This is a genomic window from Flavobacterium mesophilum (genome assembly GCF_039581405.1).
Classification (GTDB): domain Bacteria; phylum Bacteroidota; class Bacteroidia; order Flavobacteriales; family Flavobacteriaceae; genus Flavobacterium.
The window spans coordinates 92,045-118,511 of record NZ_JBCPXZ010000007.1 but is presented as its reverse complement, the minus strand read 5'-3'; the positions used below and the strand labels follow the sequence as shown (position 1 = coordinate 118,511).

Genomic DNA, 26,467 nt, shown 5'->3' with positions numbered 1-26,467 from the left:
TTAAGCATAACTTTTGGGTGAAAATTTGTCATTTGGCAAAAAAATAAAGTTTCTAAAACACTATTTCTTCTTTTGCAGATTCATCAAAATCGTTCTCATTGTAATAGAATCTTGAGATGTATAATTGATTTTCGACAAATGAACATTTATAAACAAATCTTTGCCAAACATTCCATAAGCGTACATATGTTTCTGTTTTGTTTTGATTCCTTCAAACTCAGTGATGTCATTTTGTTTGAACATAAAATCATCAGTCGGTTCGCCCCAGAAATCATTATTCTTTTCGTATTTTGATAAATTACCTGTTAAAAAATAAGTAAAAGGAATAATCGGACTTGTAGTATGTCCTTTAGGATCAAAAGAATCAACCATTTGTTTTTGTTCTTCTTTGTTTAATTTATAAAAAAGAACAGAACATATAATATTGTCTTTTCCGCCTTTGCATAAATAATAGTAATCTTCCCCGCGCCATTCCTTCTCAAAATTCTCAAATTGATCGGTTTTCATTAAAAGCACAGCTTCCTTGTTTTTTGGATAATTAAATTCAATTATTCCATCTGCATTATCGCTTGTAAAAGATAGAAAACCAATTATAAGAGCAGTAAAAAGTACTTTTTTAATCATAAGATTTTGTTTTTTGGTGTGGCTTAATTTGATTAGTTAGATACGAATGTACAAGTTTTCATACATATTTTCTTGATTTTTATTAAAAATAGTACTTACATTTATTGAACAATTTTTTAGAATGGAAAATTCATCTTTAAACAAAAACTCATATAATAAAATTGCTGATCGATGGAAAGAAATCAGAAACAATTCGGCTTTGAATAAACCGATTCTTGATTTTTTGGAAAAAGTCAAACCAAATGGCAATATTTTGGATATTGGTTGCGGAACAGGACTTCCTATTGCGAAGTATTTTTCAGAGGAAAATCATTTTGTAACTGGAATAGATATTTCAGAAAAAATGATTGAAATTGCTAAATCAAGGGAAATTAAAAATGCAGCATTTTATGTTTCTGATTTTTTTGATTTTAAAACCAGTGAAAAATTCGAAGGAATAATCGCTTGGGATTCTCTTTTTCATTTTCCGAAAGAACGTCAAAAAGAGATTTATTCTACGATTTATGATTTGCTGTTACCTGGCGGTTATTTTCTTTTCACACACGGAAAACAAGAAGACGAACATACAGACAAAATGTTTGATGAATTATTTTATTACAGCTGCCTTTCTCGAAACGAAGTTTTGGATTTAATACAGAATTTAGGTTTTGAATTGATTTACGAAATTGAAAATTTTGTGGAAGAGAATACAGAAAGAGATTGGGTTGTTTTGGTTCAGAAAAAATAATTTTTCCGATACTATTTTAAATCAGTTTTATAAAGACGCCAATTATTCCAGCAATTAAAATGACATATGGCTCTTGGAGTTTTTTAAAATAAAGCAAAGCTCCAATAGTCAAAACAGCAATTAAAGCTGTAGAAATATCAATAATACTTCTTGAAGCAATAACAACGACAGATCCTACCAAAGCGCCAATTACAACAGCAGTAATTCCTTCAACAAAAGCCTTAACCGATTTGTTGTCAGAAATTTTCTTGAAATATGGTGCTAATAAAATCGTGAATAAATAACATGGCAGAAAGGTTGCCAAAGCAGCCACCAAAGCGCCGGCAACTCCATGTACCAAATAACCAATAAATCCGACAGTTATGACAACAGGCCCAGGCGTTATCATTGCTACAGCGACAGAATCCAAAAATTGTTGCTCTGTCAACCAATGATTTTCAGCAACTACACCAGAATGCAAGAATGGGACAATTGCTAATCCGCTTCCAAACACAAAAGCACCTGCTTTTGCAAAAAAGACTCCTAATTTTATAAGTGTCGATTCTTCGGAATTCCACAAAGCAAATTGAAGCAAAACGATAGAATTTGTGGTTTTGAAATTCCACCATTTTGGCGGAGCGGTCATAATCATGTAAAATAATCCCGCCAAGATAAAAAGTAAAACTTGCTCCTTTTCTGTTATAAATGTTACAATTGCGGCTGTGATGAAGAAAATCCAAAGTAACCATTTTGATTTAAAAGATTCAAGATTGATTTTGCCAATAGATTTTACTGTAAGCTTGTACGAACTCAGCGCTATAATTCCGACCACCGAAGCGCCAACACCATAAAAAACAGCCTGAATCCAAGACAAACCACCATATAATTGGTAAACAATACCCAATGCGACTACCATTATAAAAGATGGCAATATGAAGGCAAAACCTGCCAATGTTGCGCCTAAAAAACTATAATGCACAAACCCAAGATAAATCCCTAATTGTGCCGCCAGAGGTCCCGGTGCAAGCTGTGCTAATGCTAATCCTTGTTTGTATTCTTCTTCGGTAATCCATTTTCGATTTTCGACTAAATCTTTGTGCATATAGCCTACCAAAGCAACTGGACCTCCGAAACCGACAGCTCCTAGTTTTAAAAAATAAAGTGTTAACTGCAACAAGCTGTATTTTGATGTCTTTTCCATATTAAAAAGCAATTCCGAATTGAAAACCTACCGTAAAAGAGACTGGATGATCATTGCCAAAACGAACTGGCAAAGGAACAGCTGCATAATAACTGCAAGTTTTGTTTTTAATTATCGTTTTATTGAAAACAGGAGTAAATCCATATCTTCCGCTAGTTTCAAATGCAGCTCTTCCAGCAAAAGTGTAGCCTTTTCCTAATGCAACCAAAACTCCAGGATGAAACAACAAATTAGTTACTTTATCTGTTCCATTGTCGTCTTTGATATTAGGTACAAATTCAAGTGAAAAACCAATTTTTTCGCTTTTCCAAATATTGATTCCTGTTGGAAATCCAACCGCATAATAGTCTCTGAAATTCACCGTTGTTTCTTCTTCGCTAAACGTCACAATTGGATGCATAATCCCGAAATAGCCTGTAATTTTTGGATATACGGTTTGGGAAAAAACTGTAAAACTGGAAAAGAATACTGCAAAAAGCAAAGTCGATTTTAAATACATTGTTTTAGTTTTGGTTATAAAACAAAACTAATCGCTAATGGTTTTTTAAAATAGAACCAAATTTACCTTTTGTATTTGGTTTACTTTTTTGCTTTTTTTCGGTAAGCGGAAGGATTTTTTCCGGTGTGTTGTTTGAAGATTCTCGTGAAATGACTTTGATCTGAAAAGCCTGTCATATAAGCTATTTCGGTTAAAGTATGAGAAGAACTCGAAATAAGATGGATTGCTTTTTCTATACGAAGTTTTCTAACATATTCTCCAAAATTCAAATCTTCAAAATGTTTTGAAAATTCTCGTGATAAATAAGATGGATTCAAATCCAATTCATTTGAAATCTTCTTTAAATCAAAAGCAAATTGCGCATCTATTTGATCTTGAATGATTTCTTTTAAATCTTTAACCCAAGCTGGAGTTTTGGCTGAAGTTTTCTTGTATTTTAAAAATTTAGTATAAACTTCATGAAGCAAATTTTCAAACGGACTGTTTTGCAAATGATTTTGTTTGTACAAATGAGTTGCCCAGCTGTATAAGGCATCGTATAAAATCATTCCGGTTTCTAGCAGTTTATAATCGTCAGTAATATTATAAGAAAGCCCCGCTGAAATCGCCCAAAGTCCAGCTGACTCTTTTGCAATATCATGTCGGTCGGTATCGGCTCCACGTACAATTCCGGCGATAATTAAGATTGCAGGATCGTTGATTTCGTATTTTTTGACAATATAATCAAATGTACTTTGGTCGTCATAATGCGTAAATTCGACATCTGGAATATCGAACGGAATGGCATTTAATTCATTTGCTTTCTCAAGAACGATATTAAACGGAACATAAATGAATTCGGCTTCGCGATCGACAAATTTTCGAATGAGCCACGGACAGGCAATTCGATCAATTTTTGGACGTTCTCTCGTAATCCATTTCATTTGTTAAATCTTTATTTTTTTGGATGCTCAAATCTAGTAAAATCATTTCATTTAAAACCTAAGGCATTTTATACAAGATAAAAGAATAACAATTTTTAATTGAATTAATCTAAATCAGCAAATTGATAATCAATAATTTGTGTTCAAAAAATGATTAAATTTGTTTGTTCTAAAATATTGATTTATACCGAAATCCGAATTTCTTCTCAATCCATTTTTATCTGTTTTCTGAATTGGTATAAACCAGTTAGCCCCTCCTCTAACTTTGGAACAGACGAAGAACAATTATAGAATCAAAATTTAAGACAATGGAACCGCACCTTGAACAAATTCGCGAACAGCAAAAGCAGTCTTGGAACAAGTTTTCTGGAGGCTGGAAAAAATGGGACGAGCTCGTAATGGATTTTTTAAAACCAATGGGAGATGAAATTATTCGATCAATAAATCCCAAAAGCACCGATTATATTCTGGATATTGCTTCGGGTACAGGAGAACCCGGATTGACAATTGCAGAAAAATTGTCAAAAGGGCAAATAATTCTAACTGATCTTGCCGATGATATGCTCAAAATTGCACGTGAAAATGCCGCTTTAAGAGGCATCAAAAACATTGAAACGATGACGTGCGATGTATCAGAGCTTCCTTTTCTTAATAATACATTTGATGCCATAAGTTGCCGTTTTGGGTTTATGTTTTTCCCAGATATGGAGTTGGCAGCCAAAGAAATGGTGCGTGTTTTAAAACCGGGAGGCCGAATTGCAACAGCGGTTTGGAACGGTCCTGAAAAAAACTTTTGGATTACAGCAACGACGGGAACAATTAATAGAAATTTAGAACTTTCGCCCCCACCCGCTGGCTCGCCGGGAATTTTTCGTTGCGCTGAAGACGGGTTTTTGGCTGCTATTTTCGCGAAAGCGGGATTAAAAAACATAAAGCAAACAGAAATAGTCGGAAAATTAAATTGTAAAACTACTGATGCCTACTGGGAAATGCAGACAGAAGTTGCCGCGCCAATAGTTGCAGCACTGAGTTCAACAAGCGATGAAATGCGAGAAAAAATCAAAAAAGAAACGTATGCCATTGTCAATGAAAAATTCCCCGATGGAAATGTAGTAATTGATTCCAGCGCGTGGGTCGTGTATGGGGAGAAATAATTAAATCTTTTGGTTGAGTGTGTTTTGAGTAACGCTATATTTTTTAATTGAACTTAGATCAACTTCTTTTTCTTTATGAAATTGAGCGCTTTTTTCAACCTTTAAATTTGATAATGATAAATCAATAAAATAATTTCCTTCTTCAAAGTTTAAATTTTTCAAGTATAATTTTTCTCCAAAATCTAAATCAAAATTGATTTTTATAAAAATACTCATTCTTGCTGTATCTTTAAAAATGTTTAAAATTATAATATCATTTTCTCTTGGATAAGCATGACCCATGTAGATATATAGGAATTCGTTATCTAGCTTAATATTGTCTTTGTATTCTTTCCAATATTCGGGTGTTAAATAATTATTTTTTGATTTTTTATAGTATTCTACAGACGGAGAATTTATTTTGTAGTCATCTAGAACGTGAAGTGAATCAGTTTTTAAGAAACTATATTTTAGTTTAAAAATAGCGGGAGGTTCTTGAGCAAAACAAACCAAAGATTGGGCAAAAAAAAGTATATAAATGATGTTTTTCATAAACAAATCAATTTTGATCTTATTTAAAAAAAAGAAGCTTTTTCAAATAGTGAAAAAGCTTCTTTTTTTATCTAATAATTTTTATAAATGCGCTATAAACATCATCTTTTATGGATGTTCGCATATAGAACATATTCTCATCTTGTTCTTTCAAGTCATATTGAATCAAACCTGCGTCGCAATAATAAAGCAACAGATTGTCATCGGCTGGGAATTCAATATTTGAGATTGGCAAAGTCGTCAATTTTTTATCTAGAACAACCTCACCACTATCTAAAAGTATTTGAAAAAGTTTCTTTCCACGCGTATATCCCCATAAATTATCATTTTCTTGAGTGATATATTCAATATTGTCATTTTTAAAATCAGTTTTCCAAAGCTGCGTTCCTGTTTTTGAATCAACACAATAAACAGAAGTAGTACTTGTTCCTTGCGCTGCAAAATATATTTTATTGTCTTTGCAGAAAATGCGATTTTTTACATTATTCTGATTTTCATCAAATTTAAATTCCCAAACAATATCTGATTTATTAGGATTCAAGGCATAAAGCGTATTTTTTTCACTTGCTACAAAAACATTTTGGCCATCTGTAACAGGCTTTCCAGTTATAGCTTCATCAAAAGTCTTTTGATAGATTACTTTTCCAGTATTGGCTTCAAAACAGTAAAAATTGGTTGCGCTTTGAGTGAAAACTTTGTTCTCAAAAAACAAAACTGGAGCATGATTAACCTCAGAATCAAGTTTGTAACTCCATGCTAGACTTCCATTTTTTATATCAAGTGCATAAATGCTGCTGTTTTGATTTTGAGTTGTAACAAATAATTTGCCATTAGCAATCGTTGGTGTTTGATCTTTTAATACAATTTGATCTGTGTAGTTGCCTATTCTTGATTTCCAGAAAAGATCTCCCGTTTGATTGTCAATTGCAAAAATTTCACCGTTAATAAACGGAACATAAACAACGCCATCTTGCAGTGTTACCGCATTTGCGCACATTTCTGTGTGTGAATCCGTAGCTTTTTTAGTCCAAACGATCGTTTCAGATTCTAGATCAAAAGAAAAAAGAGTGCCATCATAGTCATAAAGCAAAATTGAAGCTTCGTCTAATGGGACTTTTTTAAGTGGGCTTATCGCTTTGTTAGTGAGTACATCACTTGAAGCTAAAACTTTATTGTTAGGATCAATAGTTTGGCTGGGTTTTGTTGTAGGTGACACTTGGCCAAACATATTTATGCAAGTAAATACAAATAAGAGAGTGGTTAATTTTTGCTTCATTTTTAAAATTTTGGTTCTATAATTTGATTTGGGGAAATCGCGTAAAAATGTAACTGATTAAATTCAAAATTATTGTTTTAGAATTGGTTGATTCAAAAATAATTCAATGAAATTGAACACAATAAACCAACCAATTTCTATGCCAAATATAGTGAAAAACTATTACAGCGATTTAGCAATTTTACTGCTTTGATTAGCAGGCTAAATTCAAAAATGATGCTTTTTTCAATGAGATATTATTGTTATGATTGAGTGCTTTTTCTTCTCTTTTTTATGAATTTGTTTATTACGCTACAAAGAACTATAAATACGATGAAATGAATTAAATACGATTTCGGTTCATTTCCGTTAACTACAGAAAAAACGCGATTCCATCTCACTTTATTGATCCCAACACCATCTTTATCCCAACTGAACCAAATAAAAACAGGTTTGCCAATAACATGATCAAAAGGAACAAATCCCCAAAATCTTGCATCTAAAGAGTTTTGACGATTATCACCCATCATCCAATAATAATCTTGTTTAAAAGTGTAAGTATTAGCTGGATTTCCGTTTATGATAATATTTTTTCCGTCGATTTTTAAGTCATTGTGCTCATATTCTTGAATAATTCGCTTGTAAAAAGGCAATGTTTTTAAATTTAACTGAACCGTTTTTCCTTTTTTAGGAATATAAATTGGTCCATAATTGTCTATATTCCAACCCAATGATTTAACGTGTGGAAAAACATTTTCATCTTGACCTTTTGGTGTCAATTGTTTTTTAACCGATTTTACAACAGGATTGCTTGCTATTAATTTAGCTTCTTCATCGGTCAATGTCAAAAAATATTCTCCAGTATTGGTCATGGCAAAAGCTCCGCTTTCATACCTCATGCCTTCTCTGGCTCCGTATCGGTGAACAAGAGCGTCTTGATCAATTGCTTGTCCTTTTGTGTCAATTAGAAAGTTGTATTGTGGTTTGGCGCTTTTTGGTAATATTGATAGTCTGCCATTTATGTAAATATCGCCTTGACGGATTTCTAAAGAATCTCCAGGAATTCCAACACATCTTTTAACTAGGTTTGTCTTCTTGTCAATTGGTTTGTAGTAATTTCTGTCTGGATGAAAATTATCCATATCTCGCAACGTGTCGGCAGGCTGATTGAAAACTACAATTTCATTTCGCTCAATGCTTTCTATAGCAGGAAATCTGAAATAAGGCAACTGTAATTTGTTTAATAAGGATGTTTCTTTTTTTGTGACATCATCATTAAATAAATATGATTTTTTACCCAAAAAAGGAATTGAGTCATGAACCATCGGCAAAGCAACTGTCGTCATTGGAGTTCTTGCGCCATAATTAAACTTGGTTACAAACAAAAAATCTCCTGTATATAATGTTTTCTCCAATGATGAAGACGGAATGGTAAATGGTTGTATTATATAGGTATGAACCAATGTGGCAACAATAATTGCAAATACAAGCGAGCCTATTGTATCTTCTGTTTTAGATTTAGGAGTTAGATCTCTATTTTCAATATAGGTCAGCTTTTCAGAATAGTTTAAAAAAGCAATATATAAGCCAAATGTCACTAAAACTAAAATGGTATCTTTTGTAGTGTCTTTCCCAAAACTTTTAATGATTTCAATCCAAAATACCGGAATCATCAAAAGATTAATAATTGGAATAAAAAGCAAAACAACCCACCAGCGGGGACGCTTTATAATTTTCATCATTACAATTAAATTATAAATCGGGATAAATGACGCTATGGGTTTTCTTCCCGCTTTAATATAAAGTTTCCAAGTCGATAATCCGTGGATGATTTGCAGAATAAAAATAAAGATGAGCCATTGTGATAAGTTCATATTTTTGAAGTTTTATTGGTTGTTTTATTTGTACAAAATCTATATTGCTTTAATATATGTAGCTTTTTATAGAATTTGTTACATGTTAATAAACAACAAGCAATATGAAATTAGTTACGCATCAAACTCGGCGAAATAGATGATTCGCTCAACTTTCTTGGCATCTGATCGATATTCTTCAAGATTTGATAAGTCCGTATAAAAATCTTTTAAAATAAACATTTCTAAAAAATAGTCATATCCCGGACATTTTTCCTCGGCTATTTTAGCAGGTTGAATTTCCATTTCTTCAATGGTTAATTCTAAAATTAAAGCTTCGGAATCTGGTTGAAATTTTCCGTTAATTCTTTTGGCAAAAACTGAATATAGAGTTTCTTCTTGATCTTCGTAATTTTCGCAGGATAAAATTGCGTCTTTTAATAACATTGTTGTAGCTGTCTTAGGTATTAGTTTCCTTTATTTTGAAATAACATTTTTCGCAAACCACCTTGAAATTGCCTTGCTCCCAGCATTTTCCTGACAAGCTATCTTCTTCCACTCTTACTTTTTCACAATCATTGCACCAAGCAACAAAATCGTCATCCTCATATTCAAACTCCATATCCTCAAATGTCTCAAATGATTCTTCGAATCCATTTTTGCTTCCCTCTTTCAAGTGCCCACATATAAATGCTCTTCTTCTCCTTTGATGATTTTCGCAGTCAACGTATTTCGTTCTTTCTCTTTCGGCCAAATCATTGTCAATTAATTCGGTTAAGACAAGATGAATGTTTAAGTGGTCTATTACTGGTCTATAAACGCCAATTCCTCCAATGAGATGAAGACAAATAGAGGATAATTCCCATCCAATTTCGTCATACGAAGAAAATTCTCCATTAATTAAATTCTCGTAATTCTTTTCAATACCAAAACCTTTAATTTTCTCTTCGTCAACCACCACATTTTTTGATGTGTTTTCATTATCCCACGACCACTTCCATGTTTTTGATTTTGTAGAATAAGTTCCAACTTCGTAATATCTAAAATTAATAATTTTATCAGATTTAGACAGAGTAATAATACCGCTAGGTTGATCATAATCCCAACGTGTATAAGAATTAATATCAAAAGACTCGTTTAATTGATCTTGTATTTTTTCTAATTCAATAAAACAATTTGTCAAGAAATCTTTGTAAGTCATATTGTAAATTAATAGCTTTAAAAGCTATCTTAGCTGTTAGGGTTAGGACAAATAAATCTGATGTGATTAAGATTTTGTTTTCGCTAATATAGAAACTATTCTTATAAATTGTAAGAAGCAAGTATATGGATTCTTAAAAATTAGAATAAATGTTTAATCTAAAAAATTTGATAAAAACTCGAAAGTTTACTCTGTAGAAAATACAAGTTGGAATTAAATTCGAAGAAAGATTAAAATTACTCAGCGAATTAATATGATAAAAGATATTTGGAGACAACCCGAGCAAGGTTTTACCGACGCGACAATTGGAAGAACAGAAGGGCAAATCCTTCAAAAAGAAAGCGAAATTGGATTTAAATTTCCTGCGTTTTATAAAGAACATATTTAATAGAATATGAAGTATATCCAGCTTTTTTTTTATTCTATAAACAAGCTGTTTTTATTATATTTATTTCGTTATAATTTTTCTCGTTTTAGAACTATTAAAAAATTGTACTTTACTTAAAAAAATATTATATGAATTTAAAATTGGTTCTAGTCGTAGTTTTATTTACATTTTCTAATTCTCATTTCGGACAAAACAATTTCTCTAGCAATCCATTAGATGCTGTTTTTGAAACAAAAGATTCAAAAAATTTTTGGTTAGCTTTTGATAAAATGGATAAGTCGAAAGAAAATCCGTTTGTAGAATACATGAAAAAAGGTTCTCCAGGCGTGAAAGCTTTTACTGAAAACAGAATAATTAATGCCGATTCTCTTTTTTCTGTTGTCAAGAAAAGAAAAGCCGATTATGAGCTTTCAAGAAATGTTTTGAATAATCTTTCCAGTAAAGAAAAGCGCGTTAGAGCGATTTATAGCGCATTAAAATATTGGTATCCAAATGCCAAATTCCCTCCTATTTATTTTGTTTATGGAAGATTTAATTCGGGAGGAACTTCTGCTCCCGAAGGAATAGTAATTGGAACCGAAAAACTTCAAAATCTAGACGGAGTTTCGAGCCTAATCGCTCATGAATTGATTCATTATCAACAAAACTTTACAGGCCAAGATATGCTTTTGAAATGGTGCTTGAAAGAAGGTGGAGCAGATTTTATTGGGGAACTTATTTCCGGAGAATCAATTAATGAATTTTCATACCAATATGGAGCGCAAAATGAAGCTAAATTAGCCGAAGAGTTTGTTTCAAGATTAAAAAATACAGACATTCAAGATTGGCTTTATGGAACTTCTAAGAAAGATGATAGACCAAATGATTTGGGCTATTGGATGGGTTATAAAATAATAGAATCCTATTTCAATAAACAAAAAGACAAGCAAAAAGCTATTGAAGAAATATTAAATATAAAAGATTCTTTGCAATTTTTAAAACAAAGCGGATTTTTAGATGCTTATATCGAAAAGTATCAGAAAGACAAAAAAGAAAGTTATGATGCGTTTTTTAAATGATTAAGAATTTTTCCTGCTCAAAAAACGCACATAAAAAAACTCCTTAATTTCTTAAGGAGTTTTTTTTATAGTTTACTTATATTATTTCAATTGAGTACTATCTACTCTTGTTGGTGTATCTTTTCCGCTAATAATCGAAGAAGAACTTAATGCAATTGATTTTATTATTTGAGTCATGTTATCAATATCTAACGTTTCAAATTCGTCATCAGCTGTGTGATAATAGGGTTCATTATCCATTTTTGAAGTAGAAATAGTATGAGCAGGAACACCCAGTCTAGCTAATGTAGCATTGTCTGAACGGTAAAACAATTGTTGGTCTGGATAAGGATCTGGATAAAATGTAAAATTCGTCCCTGTTAAATTCGTTTGCAAAATCTGTCCCATATTCGACTTTTCGAAGCCTGTAATGTAAGCAGAGTTTTTGCCCCATTTAGATTCTGTTCCAATCATTTCGATGTTAAACATCGCCATAACTTTTTCTGGTGCAAACTGTTTCGAAAAATATTTGGCTCCATAACCACCTAATTCTTCAGCCACAAATGTGGTAAAAATAATAGTGCGCTCGTTATTATTTTGCTTTTTGAAATATTTCGCAAGCATAATTACTGCTGTTGTTCCCGCTGCATCGTCATTTGCACCATTATAAATAGAATCTGTTGCTGGATGTGGCGCACCTTCTTCAGGAGAGCCTACACCTAAATGATCATAATGACCTGAAAAAATCACATACTCATCTGGTTTAGTTTTTCCAGGTAATATCCCAACAACATTATTCAATGTTTTTTTAGAGATTGTATTCGTTAATTCAACAGAAAAAGTGGTTGCTTCTGTCGTACCAAAAACAAACATAACGGTATTGTTTCCAGGATTAGCAGTTATACGATCAATATGCTGAATATTTGGTAAGACTTTTTCGAATGAAGGGTCAACCAATACCAAAAGATTTTTCGAGCTTTTATAATATTCATTAAATTTCTGTCCAACGTTATCTCCTTTATTAATTTTTACAATAGAAATATCGCTTTTTTCGGTTAAAGAAACTTGAGGAAGATATGAGAATGTTACAACTTGATTATTATTTATTTCTTTGCCATCAATAATAATTTTTGAAGAAACTGCTTTAGAGGCAGTCATTGAAAATTCTTGTCTGTAATTCTTTGCTCCGTTATATGTCTGTAAACCAATTTTTTTAAACTCTGATTCTATAAAGGCAGATGCTTTGTCAATACCAGGAGTAAAAGTTCTCCTTCCTTGCATATCATCAGCCGAAAGTATTTTCTCTATACGAGATACTTCCTTGTTTGTGATAATTTTATCAATTGATTGTCCATGTGCATTAAAACATTGGCTTAGAACAAAGATGCTTACAATGATTTTTTTCATATTTTGCTTTTAGAAATAATATTTTAGTTAAACCAAAAATACAATTTATTCTTACTTTAACTAAACAAAATATAAACAATAAAAATTCATAAAGTGTCTTAACGCAAAAAACTCCAAAGTCATAAGACTTTGGAGTTTTTAAAATTCTGTGGGCGATGAGGGGTTCGAACCCCCGACCCCCTCGGTGTAAACGAGGTGCTCTGAACCAGCTGAGCTAATCGCCCTATTTTACTAGGTGGCTATCATTTTGTGATTGCGAGTGCAAATATACAGCTAGATTTTATATTTGCAAGCGTTTTTGGGAAAAAAGTTTAAAATAATTTTAAAAAAATATTTAGCGTACTATTTTTCAGTCGATTAAAAAATGAAAAAAAATATTCGTTTTCTTAATTTTAGTTAAAAATGAAGATCTCAAAAGGGAAATTGGAATATTCTTTTGTATTCACTTGCTATAATCATACCTTTGTCGTACTTTAATTGTAAACTCCAATGGCAAGATTTCAAGAAAATGATTTACCGAAAGCTAAATTAGACTCTAACTCGCTTCAAAAAGCACTCCGAATTTTTAAATACGCCAAAAATCACAAATGGAAATTTTTCCTAGGCTTGATTTTCCTTTTATTAACCAGCGCCACTGCCCTCGCCTTTCCTAAATTAATGGGAATGCTTGTAGATTGTGTTACTAATAAAGATCTTGACAAAGCAAACGAAATTGCGCTTGCTTTAATGGGAATTCTAACACTGCAAGCTATTTTCTCTTTTTTCAGAATTTCACTTTTCGTAAATTTTACTGAGAATTCATTATCAAATATCCGCTTTGCATTGTATGAGAATTTGGTAAAATTGCCAATGTCTTTTTATTCGCAAAAACGTGTTGGAGAATTAAACAGCCGAATCAGTGCTGATATTTCGCAACTTCAAGATACTTTCACCACAACAATTGCAGAATTTCTACGTCAGTTTATCTTGATTATTGGAGGTTTTGTTATTTTAGGAAGTATTAGTCCGAAATTGACTTTAATGATGTTGGCTATTGTTCCGGTTGTGGCTGTTGCTGCAGTAATTTTTGGAAGATTTATTCGCAAATACGGAAAGAAAACACAAGATAAGGTTGCCGAAAGTCAAGTTATTGTTGAAGAAACTTTACAAGGAATCAGCAATGTAAAAGCTTTTGCAAATGAATGGTATGAAATTCAGCGTTATAAAAACAAAATCAAAGAAATCGTAAAAATCGCTATCAAAGGCGGACAATACAGAGGGTATTTTGCTTCATTTATCATTTTATGTCTTTTTGGATGTGTAGTTGCTGTAGTTTGGTACGGAATTACCTTAACAATCAGAGGTGAGGTTGAAGGCGTTGGAGATTTGATTTCATTTGTTCTTTATACCACTTTTATTGGTGCGTCTTTTGGTGGAATTGCCGAAATGTATGCTCAAATTCAAAAGGCCGTTGGAGCAACTGAACGTGTTTTTGAATTATTGGAAGAAACTCCAGAAGAAATCAATGCAAATCCGCATGCATCAACTATAGAAAAAATCAAAGGAAATGTGGCTTTTAAAAATGTTGCTTTCCACTATCCTTCACGAAAAGAAGTTCAGGTTTTAAAAGATGTGAATTTCTCAGCAGAATTTGGACAAAAAATCGCGATTGTTGGTCCGAGTGGTGCTGGAAAATCAACTATTTCTTCATTATTATTACGTTTTTACGATATCACTGCAGGAGAAATTTTGGTTGACGGAAAAAATATTCACGATTATGATCTAGAAAATTTACGTGGAAATATGAGTATTGTGCCTCAAGATGTGATTTTATTTGGAGGAACAATCAGAGAAAATATCGCTTACGGAAAACCAGATGCTTCAAACGAAGAAATTATAGCTGCTGCAAAACAAGCAAATGCATTCAATTTTATAGAAGGTTTCCCTGAAAAATTTGAAACTTTGGTTGGAGAACGTGGTGTTAAATTATCGGGCGGACAACGTCAGCGTATCGCCATTGCGAGAGCTTTGCTTAAAAATCCAAGTATTTTGATTCTAGATGAAGCAACATCTTCATTAGATAGCGAAAGCGAAAAACTGGTTCAAGAAGCTTTAGAAGTATTAATGGAAGGAAGAACAAGCATTATCATTGCGCATCGACTTTCAACGATTAGAAATGCTGATAAAATTCTAGTTCTTGATAACGGAAAAATTTCTGAAGAAGGAACGCACCAAGAATTGATAAATCTTGAAAACGGAATTTATAAAAACTTGAGTAATCTTCAATTCAGCAACTCATAAGCGAAATTCCAAATTTTAAAAATTCCAAATTCCAAAATAATACAAAAGCCCGATTTGATTTCTCAAATCGGGCTTTTATTGTACTGGACAAACCCGACAGGTTTTCAAAACCTGTCGGGTTTAATATTTAATACAAAAAAAACTCCAATCTTTCGATTGGAGTTTTTTATATCTGTAACTGAAACAGAAAACCGAAAACTCAAATTATTTCCCTTTTCTTCTGTTACGTTCTGCTTTGATCATTGATAATTCACGGCTTGTTTGACCTGCTACAGAAGTATTTTCTTCGGCACGACGAATCAAGTATGGCATAACATCTTTTACAGGGCCAAATGGCAAGTATTTTGCAACATTATAACCGTTTTCAGCTAAATTGTAACTAATGTTGTCACTCATTCCGTATAATTGTCCAAACCAGATTCTATGGTCGTTTTTAGCAATTCCTTTTTGAGCCATCATTTCCATTAATTTGTAAGAGCTCAATTCGTTGTGAGTTCCAGCAAAAATAGCCATTGTATCTAAATGCTCTAACATATAATGTACAGCAGCATCATAGTTTACGTCAGTTGCTTCTTTAGAAACGCAAATCGGAGAAACATATCCTTTCTCTTCTGCTCTTTTATGTTCTTTTTCCATATAGGCGCCACGAACTAATTTCATTCCAATATAAAAACCTTCTGCTTTAGCTACATCATGCAATTTTTTCAAATAATCCAAACGATCCCAACGGTACATTTGTAAAGTATTGAAAACAATTGCTTTTTCCTTATTGTATTTGCGCATCATATCGGTTACCAAATCATCAGCAGCGTCTTGCATCCAGCTTTCTTCACCATCAATTAGCAACGCAACATCTTTTTTATGCGCTTCACTGCATATTTTATCAAAACGTGCCACTACTCTATTCCATTCTTCTTGTTCGGCTGGTGACAAAGTTTGTTTTTCACCTAATTTCTCATACAATTCAAAACGTCCTAAACCTGTTGGCTTGAAAACGGCGAAAGGAATCGCTAAACGTTCTTTGGCAAATTCTACCGTTCTTAATGTCATTTCTAAAGCAGCATCAAATTGCTCTTCTTCTTCTTTTCCTTCAACAGAATAATCCAAAACAGATGAAACGCCTTTTGTAAACATTTTGTCAACTACTGTAAGACAATCATTCTCGTTTACCCCACCGCAAAAGTGATCAAAAACCGTTGCGCGAATAAGCCCTTCTACTGGAAGGTGCGCTTTGATCGCAAAATTAGTTACAGCAGTTCCGATTCTTACAAGTGGTTCGCTATCAATCATTTTAAAAAGAAAGTAAGCTCTGTCTAGTTCTGTGTCACTCTTTAGCGAAAATGCAACTTGAGTGTTATCGAATATTTTTTCCATTAAGTTTAGTTTTGATGCAAAGATATAGAGTGTTTTGAATATTGTTTATAAAACAGCATTATAATTTTGCATATTTTTAGTTAAAGTTGTCATTTGAATCAAAAGTTTAAGAAATTAAGAATATTAACACATTACGCATATGCTTTGGTTTGCTAATTTAAATAATTGAATAAGATATGGTGCTTATCCAACAAATTAGAACCAAAGTTTGAATATTATTTGTTAAAAAATGCCTTATTTTGCGGTTTCAATTAACTTGCAAATTATGAAATCTATTCAAGCCAATAATTATTTCGTTCATTTCAACCAAAATGCCTACGAAGCTTTAAACAAACATTTAAAAGAAAATAAATACTCTAATATATTTATAATTGTAGATGATCAAACAAATGAATATTGTTTGCCGAAATTCATCCCTCTTTTAGAAACAGATTTAGCGATCGAAATCATAGAATTTGAAGCAGGAGAAGCAAATAAAAATATTGAAACTTGTATTGAAATCTGGAATATACTAACCGAACTTGGCGCTGACAGAAAAACGCTTATTATTAATGTAGGTGGTGGTGTTGTTACTGATTTAGGCGGTTTTGTTGCCTCTACTTTTAAAAGAGGAGTAAATTTCATTAATGTTCCAACTACATTATTATCTATGGTTGATGCCTCTGTTGGAGGAAAAACAGGTGTTGACTTAGGAAATCTTAAAAACCAAATTGGAGTTATCAACGTGCCACAAATGGTTTTGATTGATACTGAATACTTAGAGACTTTACCTCAAAGCGAAATGCGCTCTGGTTTGGCTGAAATGCTAAAACATGGCTTGATATACGATGCCCCATACTGGAGGCAGTTCTCAGACTTAAAATCGATTGTTTTTGACGAGTTGGATCAATTAATATATCGTTCGGTTGAGATTAAAAATGAAATTGTCGTTCAAGATCCAACCGAGAAAAATATCCGTAAAGCTTTAAACTTTGGCCATACATTAGGACATGCTATTGAAGGCTATTTCTTAGAAAGTGAGGAAAAAACTACTTTATTGCATGGAGAAGCTATAGCAGTTGGAATGATTTTAGAAAGCTATATTTCACTTCAAAAAGGCCTTATTTCTCAAGAAGAATATAGAGAAATAAAAACTATAATTAAAGGTATTTACGACGATGTGATTTTTGAAGAAAACGACATCGATCCGATCTTGGAATTGCTGATTCACGACAAAAAAAATGAATACGGATTAATTCAATTTGCATTAATTGAAGGAATCGGGAAAATAAAAATTAACCAATCTGTTGAAAATAAATTGATTCTCGAAGCGTTTCAGGATTATAAATCTTAATTTTTTTTTAATCAAAAGGATTGCTTTAGGTATATATTATTTTTTACATTTGCCTCGATGAAAACAAACAGAAAACAAAGACATTTCAGCTCTTACAGAAACAGACTCAACAGTTCTTTATTAAGAATGTTGAACCGTTTTTATAATAGTAAAAGCCCGTTTTGTTTTGATGTTTTTTTATGTTCACGAGCAGAACACGAAAAGCTGCCAATTATTTTTGCCAATATTAGAGTTTGAATTTTAAATTTAGCGCCGATTTTACTAAATTTAAATACAAATTAAAATATTGAAAACTAAATGAATACAAAATATTCTGATCTAATAAACCAAACATACTATTTTCCACAAGAGGAATTTAAACTAAACAAAGACAACCTTCAATTTCATAACATCGATTTGATGAAATTGGTTGAACAATATGGTACTCCATTAAAGTTTACTTATTTACCTCAAATTTCTGAAAATATCAACAAAGCAAAAGCTTGGTTCAGAAAGGCAATGGAAAAGAACAAATATGAAGCAAAGTACTACTATTGTTATTGTACAAAAAGCTCTCATTTTGAATATATTATGAATGAGGCTTTCAAGAATAACATTCATATTGAAACATCATCTGCATTTGATGTTAATATTGTGGAGAATTTACTTGAAAACGGTAAAATCAATAAAAGTACTTATGTAATCTGTAATGGTTTTAAAAGAGACGAATACATTACGAATATTGCACGATTAATTAATAACGGACATAAAAACACTATTCCGATTATTGATAATTACGAAGAACTTGATTTGCTGCAAGGTGAAATCAAAGGGAAATTCAAAATTGGAATTCGTATTGCTGCTGAGGAAGAGCCTAAATTTGAGTTTTATACTTCAAGATTAGGAATCGGTTATAAAAACATAGTTTCGTTCTATAAAAAACAAATCCAGGAAAATGACAAATTAGAGCTTAAAATGCTTCACTTTTTCATCAATACTGGAATCAATGATACATCATATTATTGGAATGAGTTAGTAAAATGTATTAAAGTATACATCGCACTTAAAAAGGAATGCCCTACTCTAGATGGCTTGAACATTGGTGGTGGTTTCCCAATCAAAAACTCTCTTGCTTTTGAATATGATTATCAATATATGATTGATGAAATTATCAATCAAATTAAAATTGCTTGTGAAGAGGCTGAAGTTGATGTTCCAAATATTTTTACAGAATTTGGTTCGTTTACGGTTGGCGAAAGTGGTGGCGCAATCTATCAAATTTTGTATCAAAAACAACAAAATGATAGAGAAAAATGGAATATGATCGATTCATCGTTCATTACAACTTTGCCAGATACTTGGGCAATAAATAAACGTTTTATCATGCTAGCAATCAACCGCTGGAATGATACTTATGAGCGGGTTTTATTAGGTGGACTGACTTGTGATAGTGACGATTATTACAACTCAGAACAAAATATGAACGCTATTTATTTGCCTAAATACAACAAAGAAAAGCCATTGTATATTGGTTTCTTTAATACTGGTGCGTATCAAGAAACAATTGGTGGATATGGAGGTTTGCACCACTGCTTAATTCCCCAACCTAAGCACATTCTAATAGACCGTGACGAAAACGGAATATTAGCAACCGAAGTGTTTTCAGAGCAACAAACTTCTGATGATGTATTGAAGATTTTAGGATACAAGAAAAAAATGTAAAAAAATAACTGCAAATTAAATGTTAATATTTTAAAAATGCTTAATTTGCATACAACACAGAAGGTTAAAATCTTTAATTCAAAAAAACAAAAAAAAAGGAAAATGAAAGGACCAATCAGTCAGTTTATTGAAAAACATTATTTACACTTTAATTCTGCTTCTCTTGTGGACGCAGCTAAAGAATACGAGCAGCAATTAGCAAATGGCGCTAAAATGCTTGTGAGTATGGCTGGAGCTATGAGTACGGCAGAAATTGGTAAAATTTTCGCTGAAATAATTAGACAAGATAAAGTACAAATTATTTCATGTACTGGAGCCAATCTAGAAGAAGACATCATGAACTTAGTAGCTCACTCTCATTATGAAAGAGTTCCTAACTATCGTGATTTGACACCAGAAGACGAATGGGCATTGCTTGAAAGAGGTTTAAATCGTGTTACTGACACTTGTATTCCTGAGCATGAGGCTTTCAGACGTTTGCAAAAACATATTTATAAAATTTGGAAAGATGCAGATGACAAGGGAGAACGTTATTTCCCGCATGAATTCATGTACAAAATGTTGCTGTCTGGTGTTCTTGAAGAATATTATGAAATCGACTTAAAAGATAGCTGGATGTACGCAGCTGCTGAGAAAAATCTTCCAATCATCGTTCCAGGATGGGAAGACAGCACAATGGGTAATATTTTTGCTTCATATGTAATCAAAGGTGATTTGAAGGCATCAACAATGAAATCAGGTATCGAATACATGACTTTCCTTGCTGATTGGTATTCAAAAAATAGCGATAACGGTATCGGATTTTTCCAAATTGGTGGTGGTATCGCAGGGGATTTCCCAATTTGCGTGGTTCCAATGTTATACCAAGATATGGAAATGCATGATGTTCCTTTCTGGAGCTATTTCTGCCAAATTTCTGATTCTACAACTAGTTACGGATCATATTCTGGAGCAGTTCCGAATGAGAAAATCACTTGGGGTAAATTAGATATTAAAACTCCAAAATTCATTATAGAATCGGATGCCACAATTGTTGCACCATTAATTTTCGCCTATTTATTAGATTTATAGTATATTTTTATGAAAAGAATTATAGTAGACTACGCCAAATTGACCAATGAAATTCTAAACCTTTTGGTTGAAAAGTTTCCTGATGGTTATGACGATTCGGATGTTATCCGTTTCAGAAACGCTAAAAACGAATTAGTAGAAGCTGTTGAAGTTCGTACTGAAGACACTATTTATTTAGTAAAAATTAGTACAAAACTTGCTGACAGAATTGAAAATTACGACGAAGATGACGATATGGATCTTGATGTTGATACAATCGAGCCAGTTAAAGGTCTAGATCTTGATGACGATGCTGCTGATGATGACGATGAAGATGACAACCAAGATAAACCAGATACTGATGGTGGTGATGATGACGATGACGATGAGGACAGAGATGATATCGCAGACGACGACGATGATGAAGATGACGAAGATTAATCATTTTTTCGTTTAAATAATAAAAGAAGGAACTCATATAGAGTTCCTTTTTTTTATGAGATATGAGTGAAAAGCAAATTGTTAAATTATTAAGAAAAATACTATATTTATATTCTCTATCAAAATATAAATATTTGCCATATGAATTTAGAACTACTCCACGCCAAACTAAAGGAAAATTTTGGATTTGAAAAATTCAGACCCAATCAGGAAACCATTATTACTACGGTTTTATCTGGTCAAGATACACTTGCAATTATGCCAACAGGCGGAGGAAAATCAATTTGTTTTCAGTTGCCAGCATTAATACTGCCAGGAATTACAATTGTAATATCACCACTGATTGCTCTTATGAAAGATCAAGTCGACAGCTTGAAAACAAATGGAATTGCAGCTTGTTATATTAATAGCAGCCAATCTTCTCAAGAGCAACAATTTTACATTGATAGCCTAAAATCAAATACCTACAAGTTGGTTTACATTGCGCCAGAAAGCTTATCTTATTTGGATGTTGTTTTTAATGAATTGACTATCAGCTTGATTGCGATTGATGAAGCGCATTGCATTTCTTCATGGGGGCATGACTTCAGACCTGCATATACTAATTTAGGATATTTAAAGAACCGCTTCCCTTCTACTCCAATTCTTGCCCTGACTGCAACTGCAGACAAAGCGACACGAACGGATATTACGAAACAGCTGAATTTAAGAAATCCAAAAACATTCGTAGCTTCTTTTGATAGAAAAAATTTGAGTCTGGAAGTTCGCCCGGCTTTAGATCGTGTAAAACAAATTATTGATTTTATAGAAAACAAGCCAAACGAATCTGGAATAATTTATTGCTTAAGCCGAAAGACAACAGAAGAACTTGCAGAAAAATTATCAAAAAATGGAATTCAGGCAAAAGCATATCATGCAGGATTAGATAATGAAACTAGAGCCAAAACTCAGGATCAATTTATAAATGACGATTGTCAGGTGGTATGCGCAACCATTGCTTTCGGAATGGGAATTGACAAATCTAATGTTCGTTGGGTAATTCATTATAATCTCCCAAAAAACATCGAAGGTTATTATCAAGAAATTGGACGCGCCGGCCGAGATGGATTGCCAGCGGAAACTATAATGTTTGAAAGTTATGCCGATGTAATTCAACTTCAAAAATTTGCTTCTGACGGATTGAATTCAGATGTTCAGCTCGCAAAGTTAGATCGAATGAAACAATATGCAGATGCTGTAAGTTGCCGTAGGAAGATTTTGCTTTCTTATTTTGGCGAGCTTGTAACAGAGAATTGCGGTAACTGCGATATTTGCAAAAATCCGCCAACTTTTTTCGATGGTACGATTCTCGCGCAAAAAGCATTATCCGCTATTACACGTTTGCAGGAATCTGAACCTTTGGCAGTGATTGTTGATTTTTTAAGAGGCTCGAGAAACGCGTATATCTATGAAAAAAATTATCAAGAGCTAAAAACGTACGGAATTGGCGCCGATATTTCTTGGTACGATTGGAATCAATATCTTATTCAATTAATAAATTTAGGATATTGCGAAATTGCCTTCCATCAGCACAATAAAATTTTGCTTACTCCTTTTGCTAAAAAAGTTTTATTTGAAGGAGAAAAGGTAAAACTGACAACTGTTGTTAAGAAAGTAATTGATAAAAATGAAATTAAGCAAGAGAAAGCAAAAGCAGTCAAAAATTCTCTTTTCGAAACCTTGCGAAAATTGCGTTATGAAATCGCTCAAGAAGAAGAAGTTCCAGCTTATGTCATTTTTAGTGATGCAACTTTGAGACAAATGGAAATTTTAAGACCGATGTCTGATGAAGAATTTCTTGCGGTGGAAGGTGTTGGTAAAGCAAAACTCGAAAAATACGGATCTGATTTTATAAATGCGATAATTCAATTTTACAAAAACAAGTCGGTTGTAAAAAAAGAAAAAAAGGACAGCACTTATAAAAAGACTTTAGAATTATTTGAAAATGGAATTTCAGTAGAAGAAATTGCAGAAAGAAGAAGTATCAGCCAAACTACTGTAATTTCTCATTTGGCTAAATTATATCTTGATGGATATGATTTGGATTTGAGTCAATTCGTTTCTGAAGATGAAATTTCAAAAATAGAAAAAGCGCAAATCGAATTAGAGCAACCAAATGCTCTGAAACCTTATTTTGATTATTTTGAAGAAAAAATGTCATATGACAAAATTAGGTTTGGTTTAGCTTTTATAGAAAGAAAATATCAAAATACAAAATAGACTTTTTTCTCTCATTTCGACGAAGAAGAAATGACAGAATTAAAAATAGAAAAGCCTGTGAATACTCACAGGCTTTTCTATTTTTAAACATTTCATTTTTTACAAATATCTTTCTTTAAAAACTTTCTGATGATGCTTTTGATGTCCAATAATAGCAAAACCTAAAGCACGAACTGAAATTTGAATATTCGAAGCAGTTCCAATTCGTTTAAGCTGTTCTTCAGATAAACTTTTGTAAAACAATAACGTTGAATGTCTTAAAGCTGACAATTCTGTTAATAATTCCTGAATGCTTCTATGATTTGAGTCTGTGTTTTCAGCATAATCATTTTCCTCAAAACTTGGCAAAGCCGTTTTGTCGTTTCTTGAAAAACGCAGTGCACGATAAGCAAAAATACGCTCGCAGTCCATAATATGCTGAATGATATCTTTGATTGTCCACTTCCCTTCAGCATAACGATAATCAAATTTGTCCATAGGAATATCTTGTACAAACCTGATAAATTCATGAAGTGAAATTTCAAGTTCTTCAATCAAATTTACATTTCCTGCTTCGCGGATATATGTTGCAAATCCACCGGAATATTCATTTTCTAATAATTGGTCTGCATTCATGATTTTATTTTTTAAGCTGAGTTTCTACTTGCATTCGTATTTCCGAAAAGAGATCTTGTTACAATTTTTTCATAAACTTTGATCAAATCTTCGTTTGCTTCTTTTTCTTTATTCAATTCATTGATTCTCAATAGAGCATATTGCTGGATTGTCAACAATGGTAATACAATACGTTCTCTAATTTGAATCGAAGCTATACCGTCAGGATAATTTTCCATTAACGTTTTGTGACCTGCAATTTTAAGTAAAAGACGCTTTGTTTCTGAAAACTCATCATAGATAATCTGCCAGAACTCCCCAAACTCAGGATCTTTACGCATATATGCTGTTAATGGCAAGAATGATTTTGCCAAAGACATCATACTGTTTTCAAGCAAAGTCTTGAAAAATAATGAATTATGGTAAAGATCACTTACTTTTTCCCATTGTCCAGATTCTTCAAAATGTTTTAAAGCAGAGCCTACACCAAAAAATCCTGGTACGTTTTGTTTTAATTGACTCCAAGATCCAACAAATGGAATCGCTCTTAAATCAGCAAAATCAAGTGATTCTGATTTGCTTCTTTTTGATGGACGGCTTCCAATATTTGTTTTTGAGTAATATTTCAACGTACTCATTTTTTCCAAGTATGGAATGAATTTTGGATGATTTTTAAAACTCAAATACTTATCATATCCTAAAGTCGCTAATTGCGTCAAGATTTGTGTCTCTTCAGCACTTAGTTCGTTTTCTTCTTTTTTGAATACCTGATTTGTAACTCCGGCAGTCAATAAATTCTCAATATTATAACGGCAAGAATCTAAAGTTCCAAAATTAGAGCTAATAGTCTGACCTTGAACTGTAATCTGGATTTCATTGTTTTCGATTTTTGGACCTAATGAAGCGTAGAATTTATGTGTTTTTCCACCACCACGCGCAGGAGGTCCACCACGACCATCAAAGAAAATTGCTTTGATTCCGTATTTTCTAGAAATTTCTGTCAACGAAATTTTAGCTTGATAAATACTCCAGTTAGCCATTAAATAACCACCATCTTTTGTTCCATCAGAGAAACCAAGCATAATAGTTTGTTTGTTTCCTCTTGCTTCTAGGTGTTTAGAATATTCTGGATTTGTATAAAGCTGCTCCATAATAGAGTGTGCATTTTGCAAATCATCAACCGATTCGAAAAGTGGAATAATATCGACAGTTGGGTTTTCCCAATTATTCAAACGAATCATGGCAAAAGTTTCCATTACATTCAGGGCGCTTTCGTTATTACTAATGATATAACGATTCGCTCCTTCTTCTCCATTATTTTGCTGAATTGTTTTAATTGCTTGAACAGATTCTAGAGTCGATCTTGTAATTTCATTTTCAAAATCAGCAGGATTTAAATTTCCTTTTATTTTTGACAAAACATCAATTTTTTGATCTTCGGTCAATTCATAATAATTTTTAGGAAAAGTATCTGAACCAGAATTCAAATAATAATTTACCACATCCTTAAATACAGCATTATGAATTTTGCTGTTTTGACGAATATCCAAAGTAGCAAAATGGAATCCAAAAAGGTTGATTTTTACTAAAAGTGCTTCTAATTCGTCTAAATATAAAGACTGATGTTTTTCAATTATAATAGTTCTGATTTTATTCAATTGAGCCAATAACTCCTCTAAAGTGATAAAAATTTCACCTTTTGAATAAAATACTGAACGGTAAAGTTTATGTTCAAGTTCAGCCACTAAAGTATCTACTCCTGAGAAAGTTAACTTACGTTTTAAGTTTCTCATTTCAACGTAATAGCATTTCAAAATAGAAGTACGCAAACGATCAGCAACTTTCAAAGTAATTTCTGTTGTAACGAAAGGATTTCCATCGCGGTCCCCTCCTGGCCAGAAACCAAGTTTGATTAATTGATTTTGAATTGCACTTCCGTTTAAAATATTTTTCTGCAAATAATGAACAATTTCTCCTGAAGTTGCATAAAACACATTTTCCAAAAACCAGATTAAGCTTACGGCTTCATCATAAGGATTTGGTTTTACATTTTGAATAAAAGGTGTTTTTCCTAATTGCGCCAGTAATTGTTTAATCTCTAATAAGTCATTCTTGCGAATTGCCTCAGTCAAATCGTTGATGATTCCCAAAACTGGTCCAGGATAAAACTGAGTTGGATGCGCTGTTAAAACCGTACGAACATTGAAGTTTTCAAGAAACTCTATTAATTCTTCGTCTTTTTCTTTTGCGTCTGTCTTTTCTTTAATATCACGAAGAGATCCGCGCCCCTCCATATTATTTACTTCTGGAAAAGCTGCATCTTCAATGGCGTCAAATAATACAATTTGGCGTTCGATATATTGAATAAATCGAAACATTAAGTCGATTTTTTCCTTCTCAGAAGCATTATTTAGAAACTTATTTGAGAAAAAATCAAAAATTTCTTTTGGTGTTTCCTGTTTTTTAAATCCTGTTTCGCAAGTTTCTGTAAATAAAGGCAATAAAACTCCTGTATTGTCTATAGAATCAAACGGCAATGTTATAAAAACACTATTATAAATGTAGTATTTAGAGAGAACGTCTTGATTAAAACGTTCAATTTTTGGTAACGTGTACATAATTGTGTTGTAGTTGGTTGGTTAATTAGTCATAAAAA

23 protein-coding genes and 1 tRNA gene are annotated in these 26,467 nt (G+C 32.5%); 10 read left to right on the top strand and 14 right to left on the bottom strand.

From position 1 onward, the window contains the following. Window positions 1-60: 60 nt before the first annotated feature. A complete protein-coding gene (locus AAYQ19_RS19630; RefSeq protein ID WP_343538666.1) occupies window positions 61-624 on the bottom strand; it encodes a hypothetical protein in 564 nt (187 codons plus the stop codon). 121 nt (window positions 625-745) lie between these two features. On the opposite strand from AAYQ19_RS19630, the gene AAYQ19_RS19625 reads away from it, so the two are divergent. Next, a complete protein-coding gene (locus AAYQ19_RS19625; protein WP_343538664.1) occupies window positions 746-1,351 on the top strand; it encodes a class I SAM-dependent DNA methyltransferase in 606 nt (201 codons plus the stop codon). 16 nt (window positions 1,352-1,367) lie between these two features. Here AAYQ19_RS19625 and AAYQ19_RS19620 read toward each other — a convergent pair whose 3' ends face one another. The 3 genes from AAYQ19_RS19620 to AAYQ19_RS19610 all read right to left on the bottom strand — a co-directional run bounded on the left by AAYQ19_RS19620 (window position 1,368) and on the right by AAYQ19_RS19610 (window position 3,953). Then, window positions 1,368-2,531: a chromate transporter gene (locus AAYQ19_RS19620; protein WP_343538662.1), complete on the bottom strand. Its 1,164-nt coding sequence runs from the start codon at window positions 2,529-2,531 to the stop codon at window positions 1,368-1,370. A gap of 1 nt (window position 2,532) precedes the next feature. Next, the gene (locus tag AAYQ19_RS19615; protein ID WP_343538661.1) at window positions 2,533-3,030 is read right to left on the bottom strand and encodes a hypothetical protein; all 498 of its coding nucleotides are present in this window, start codon (window positions 3,028-3,030) and stop codon (window positions 2,533-2,535) included. Between the two features lie 80 nt (window positions 3,031-3,110). After that, window positions 3,111-3,953 carry a chromate resistance protein ChrB domain-containing protein gene (locus AAYQ19_RS19610; protein ID WP_343538660.1) on the bottom strand — a complete coding sequence of 281 codons (843 nt, stop codon included), beginning with the start codon at window positions 3,951-3,953 and terminating at the stop codon, window positions 3,111-3,113. Between the two features lie 308 nt (window positions 3,954-4,261). Here AAYQ19_RS19610 and AAYQ19_RS19605 point away from each other — a divergent pair, with 308 nt between their 5' ends. Continuing rightward, a complete protein-coding gene (locus AAYQ19_RS19605; RefSeq protein ID WP_343538659.1) occupies window positions 4,262-5,107 on the top strand; it encodes a class I SAM-dependent methyltransferase in 846 nt (281 codons plus the stop codon). On the opposite strand, the gene AAYQ19_RS19600 is transcribed toward AAYQ19_RS19605, so the two are convergent. The 5 genes from AAYQ19_RS19600 to AAYQ19_RS19580 all read right to left on the bottom strand — a co-directional run bounded on the left by AAYQ19_RS19600 (window position 5,108) and on the right by AAYQ19_RS19580 (window position 9,947). After that, window positions 5,108-5,638, bottom strand: a complete 531-nt coding sequence (locus tag AAYQ19_RS19600; protein ID WP_343538656.1) for a hypothetical protein — start codon at window positions 5,636-5,638, stop codon at window positions 5,108-5,110. It lies immediately after the preceding gene. Window positions 5,639-5,705: 67 nt separating this feature from the next. Beyond that, window positions 5,706-6,914: an outer membrane protein assembly factor BamB family protein gene (locus AAYQ19_RS19595; RefSeq protein WP_343538655.1), complete on the bottom strand. Its 1,209-nt coding sequence runs from the start codon at window positions 6,912-6,914 to the stop codon at window positions 5,706-5,708. A 242-nt stretch (window positions 6,915-7,156) separates the two neighbouring features. After that, a complete protein-coding gene (gene lepB, locus AAYQ19_RS19590; RefSeq protein ID WP_343538654.1) occupies window positions 7,157-8,767 on the bottom strand; it encodes a signal peptidase I in 1,611 nt (536 codons plus the stop codon). 114 nt (window positions 8,768-8,881) lie between these two features. Next, complete coding sequence (locus tag AAYQ19_RS19585) at window positions 8,882-9,193, bottom strand: hypothetical protein (protein ID WP_343538652.1); 312 nt, start codon at window positions 9,191-9,193, stop codon at window positions 8,882-8,884. Between the two features lie 13 nt (window positions 9,194-9,206). Next, entirely contained in the window at window positions 9,207-9,947 is a 741-nt protein-coding gene (locus AAYQ19_RS19580; RefSeq protein ID WP_343538650.1) for a DUF6882 domain-containing protein, read from the bottom strand. Between the two features lie 253 nt (window positions 9,948-10,200). Here AAYQ19_RS19580 and AAYQ19_RS19575 point away from each other — a divergent pair, with 253 nt between their 5' ends. Together AAYQ19_RS19575 and AAYQ19_RS19570 are read left to right on the top strand one after the other, a co-directional pair. After that, on the top strand, window positions 10,201-10,335 hold the full coding sequence (locus AAYQ19_RS19575; RefSeq protein WP_343538649.1) for a hypothetical protein: 135 nt from the start codon (window positions 10,201-10,203) through the stop codon (window positions 10,333-10,335). Window positions 10,336-10,463: 128 nt separating this feature from the next. After that, window positions 10,464-11,393, top strand: coding sequence for a DUF2268 domain-containing putative Zn-dependent protease (locus AAYQ19_RS19570; RefSeq protein ID WP_343538647.1), 930 nt, complete (start codon window positions 10,464-10,466; stop codon window positions 11,391-11,393). Between the two features lie 81 nt (window positions 11,394-11,474). On the opposite strand, the gene AAYQ19_RS19565 is transcribed toward AAYQ19_RS19570, so the two are convergent. Together AAYQ19_RS19565 and AAYQ19_RS19560 are read right to left on the bottom strand one after the other, a co-directional pair. Further along, window positions 11,475-12,779 (bottom strand): M20/M25/M40 family metallo-hydrolase, encoded by a 1,305-nt coding sequence (locus AAYQ19_RS19565; RefSeq protein ID WP_343538645.1) that lies wholly within the window; start codon window positions 12,777-12,779, stop codon window positions 11,475-11,477. A gap of 149 nt (window positions 12,780-12,928) precedes the next feature. Further along, a tRNA-Val gene (locus tag AAYQ19_RS19560) sits at window positions 12,929-13,003 on the bottom strand. A 265-nt stretch (window positions 13,004-13,268) separates the two neighbouring features. On the opposite strand from AAYQ19_RS19560, the gene AAYQ19_RS19555 reads away from it, so the two are divergent. Then, a complete protein-coding gene (locus AAYQ19_RS19555; RefSeq protein WP_343538644.1) occupies window positions 13,269-15,059 on the top strand; it encodes an ABC transporter ATP-binding protein in 1,791 nt (596 codons plus the stop codon). Window positions 15,060-15,263: 204 nt separating this feature from the next. Here AAYQ19_RS19555 and AAYQ19_RS19550 read toward each other — a convergent pair whose 3' ends face one another. Beyond that, a complete protein-coding gene (locus AAYQ19_RS19550) occupies window positions 15,264-16,433 on the bottom strand; it encodes a proline dehydrogenase family protein (RefSeq protein ID WP_343538643.1) in 1,170 nt (389 codons plus the stop codon). A 265-nt stretch (window positions 16,434-16,698) separates the two neighbouring features. Here AAYQ19_RS19550 and aroB point away from each other — a divergent pair, with 265 nt between their 5' ends. From aroB to recQ, 5 genes are all read left to right on the top strand, one after another. Continuing rightward, window positions 16,699-17,766, top strand: coding sequence for a 3-dehydroquinate synthase (gene aroB, locus AAYQ19_RS19545; RefSeq protein ID WP_343538642.1), 1,068 nt, complete (start codon window positions 16,699-16,701; stop codon window positions 17,764-17,766). A 297-nt stretch (window positions 17,767-18,063) separates the two neighbouring features. Then, window positions 18,064-19,467, top strand: coding sequence for a type III PLP-dependent enzyme domain-containing protein (locus AAYQ19_RS19540; RefSeq protein ID WP_343538641.1), 1,404 nt, complete (start codon window positions 18,064-18,066; stop codon window positions 19,465-19,467). Between the two features lie 102 nt (window positions 19,468-19,569). Then, a complete protein-coding gene (locus tag AAYQ19_RS19535) occupies window positions 19,570-20,538 on the top strand; it encodes a deoxyhypusine synthase family protein (protein WP_026728690.1) in 969 nt (322 codons plus the stop codon). 9 nt (window positions 20,539-20,547) lie between these two features. Continuing rightward, entirely contained in the window at window positions 20,548-20,958 is a 411-nt protein-coding gene (locus AAYQ19_RS19530; protein ID WP_343538639.1) for a DNA primase, read from the top strand. A 141-nt stretch (window positions 20,959-21,099) separates the two neighbouring features. Next, on the top strand, window positions 21,100-23,217 hold the full coding sequence (gene recQ, locus AAYQ19_RS19525) for a DNA helicase RecQ (protein ID WP_343538638.1): 2,118 nt from the start codon (window positions 21,100-21,102) through the stop codon (window positions 23,215-23,217). A 99-nt stretch (window positions 23,218-23,316) separates the two neighbouring features. Here recQ and AAYQ19_RS19520 read toward each other — a convergent pair whose 3' ends face one another. Further along, a complete protein-coding gene (locus AAYQ19_RS19520) occupies window positions 23,317-23,832 on the bottom strand; it encodes a DinB family protein (protein WP_343538637.1) in 516 nt (171 codons plus the stop codon). A gap of 11 nt (window positions 23,833-23,843) precedes the next feature. Then, window positions 23,844-26,429, bottom strand: coding sequence for a phosphoenolpyruvate carboxylase (locus AAYQ19_RS19515; protein ID WP_343538636.1), 2,586 nt, complete (start codon window positions 26,427-26,429; stop codon window positions 23,844-23,846). Between the last annotated feature and the right edge of the window lie 38 nt (window positions 26,430-26,467).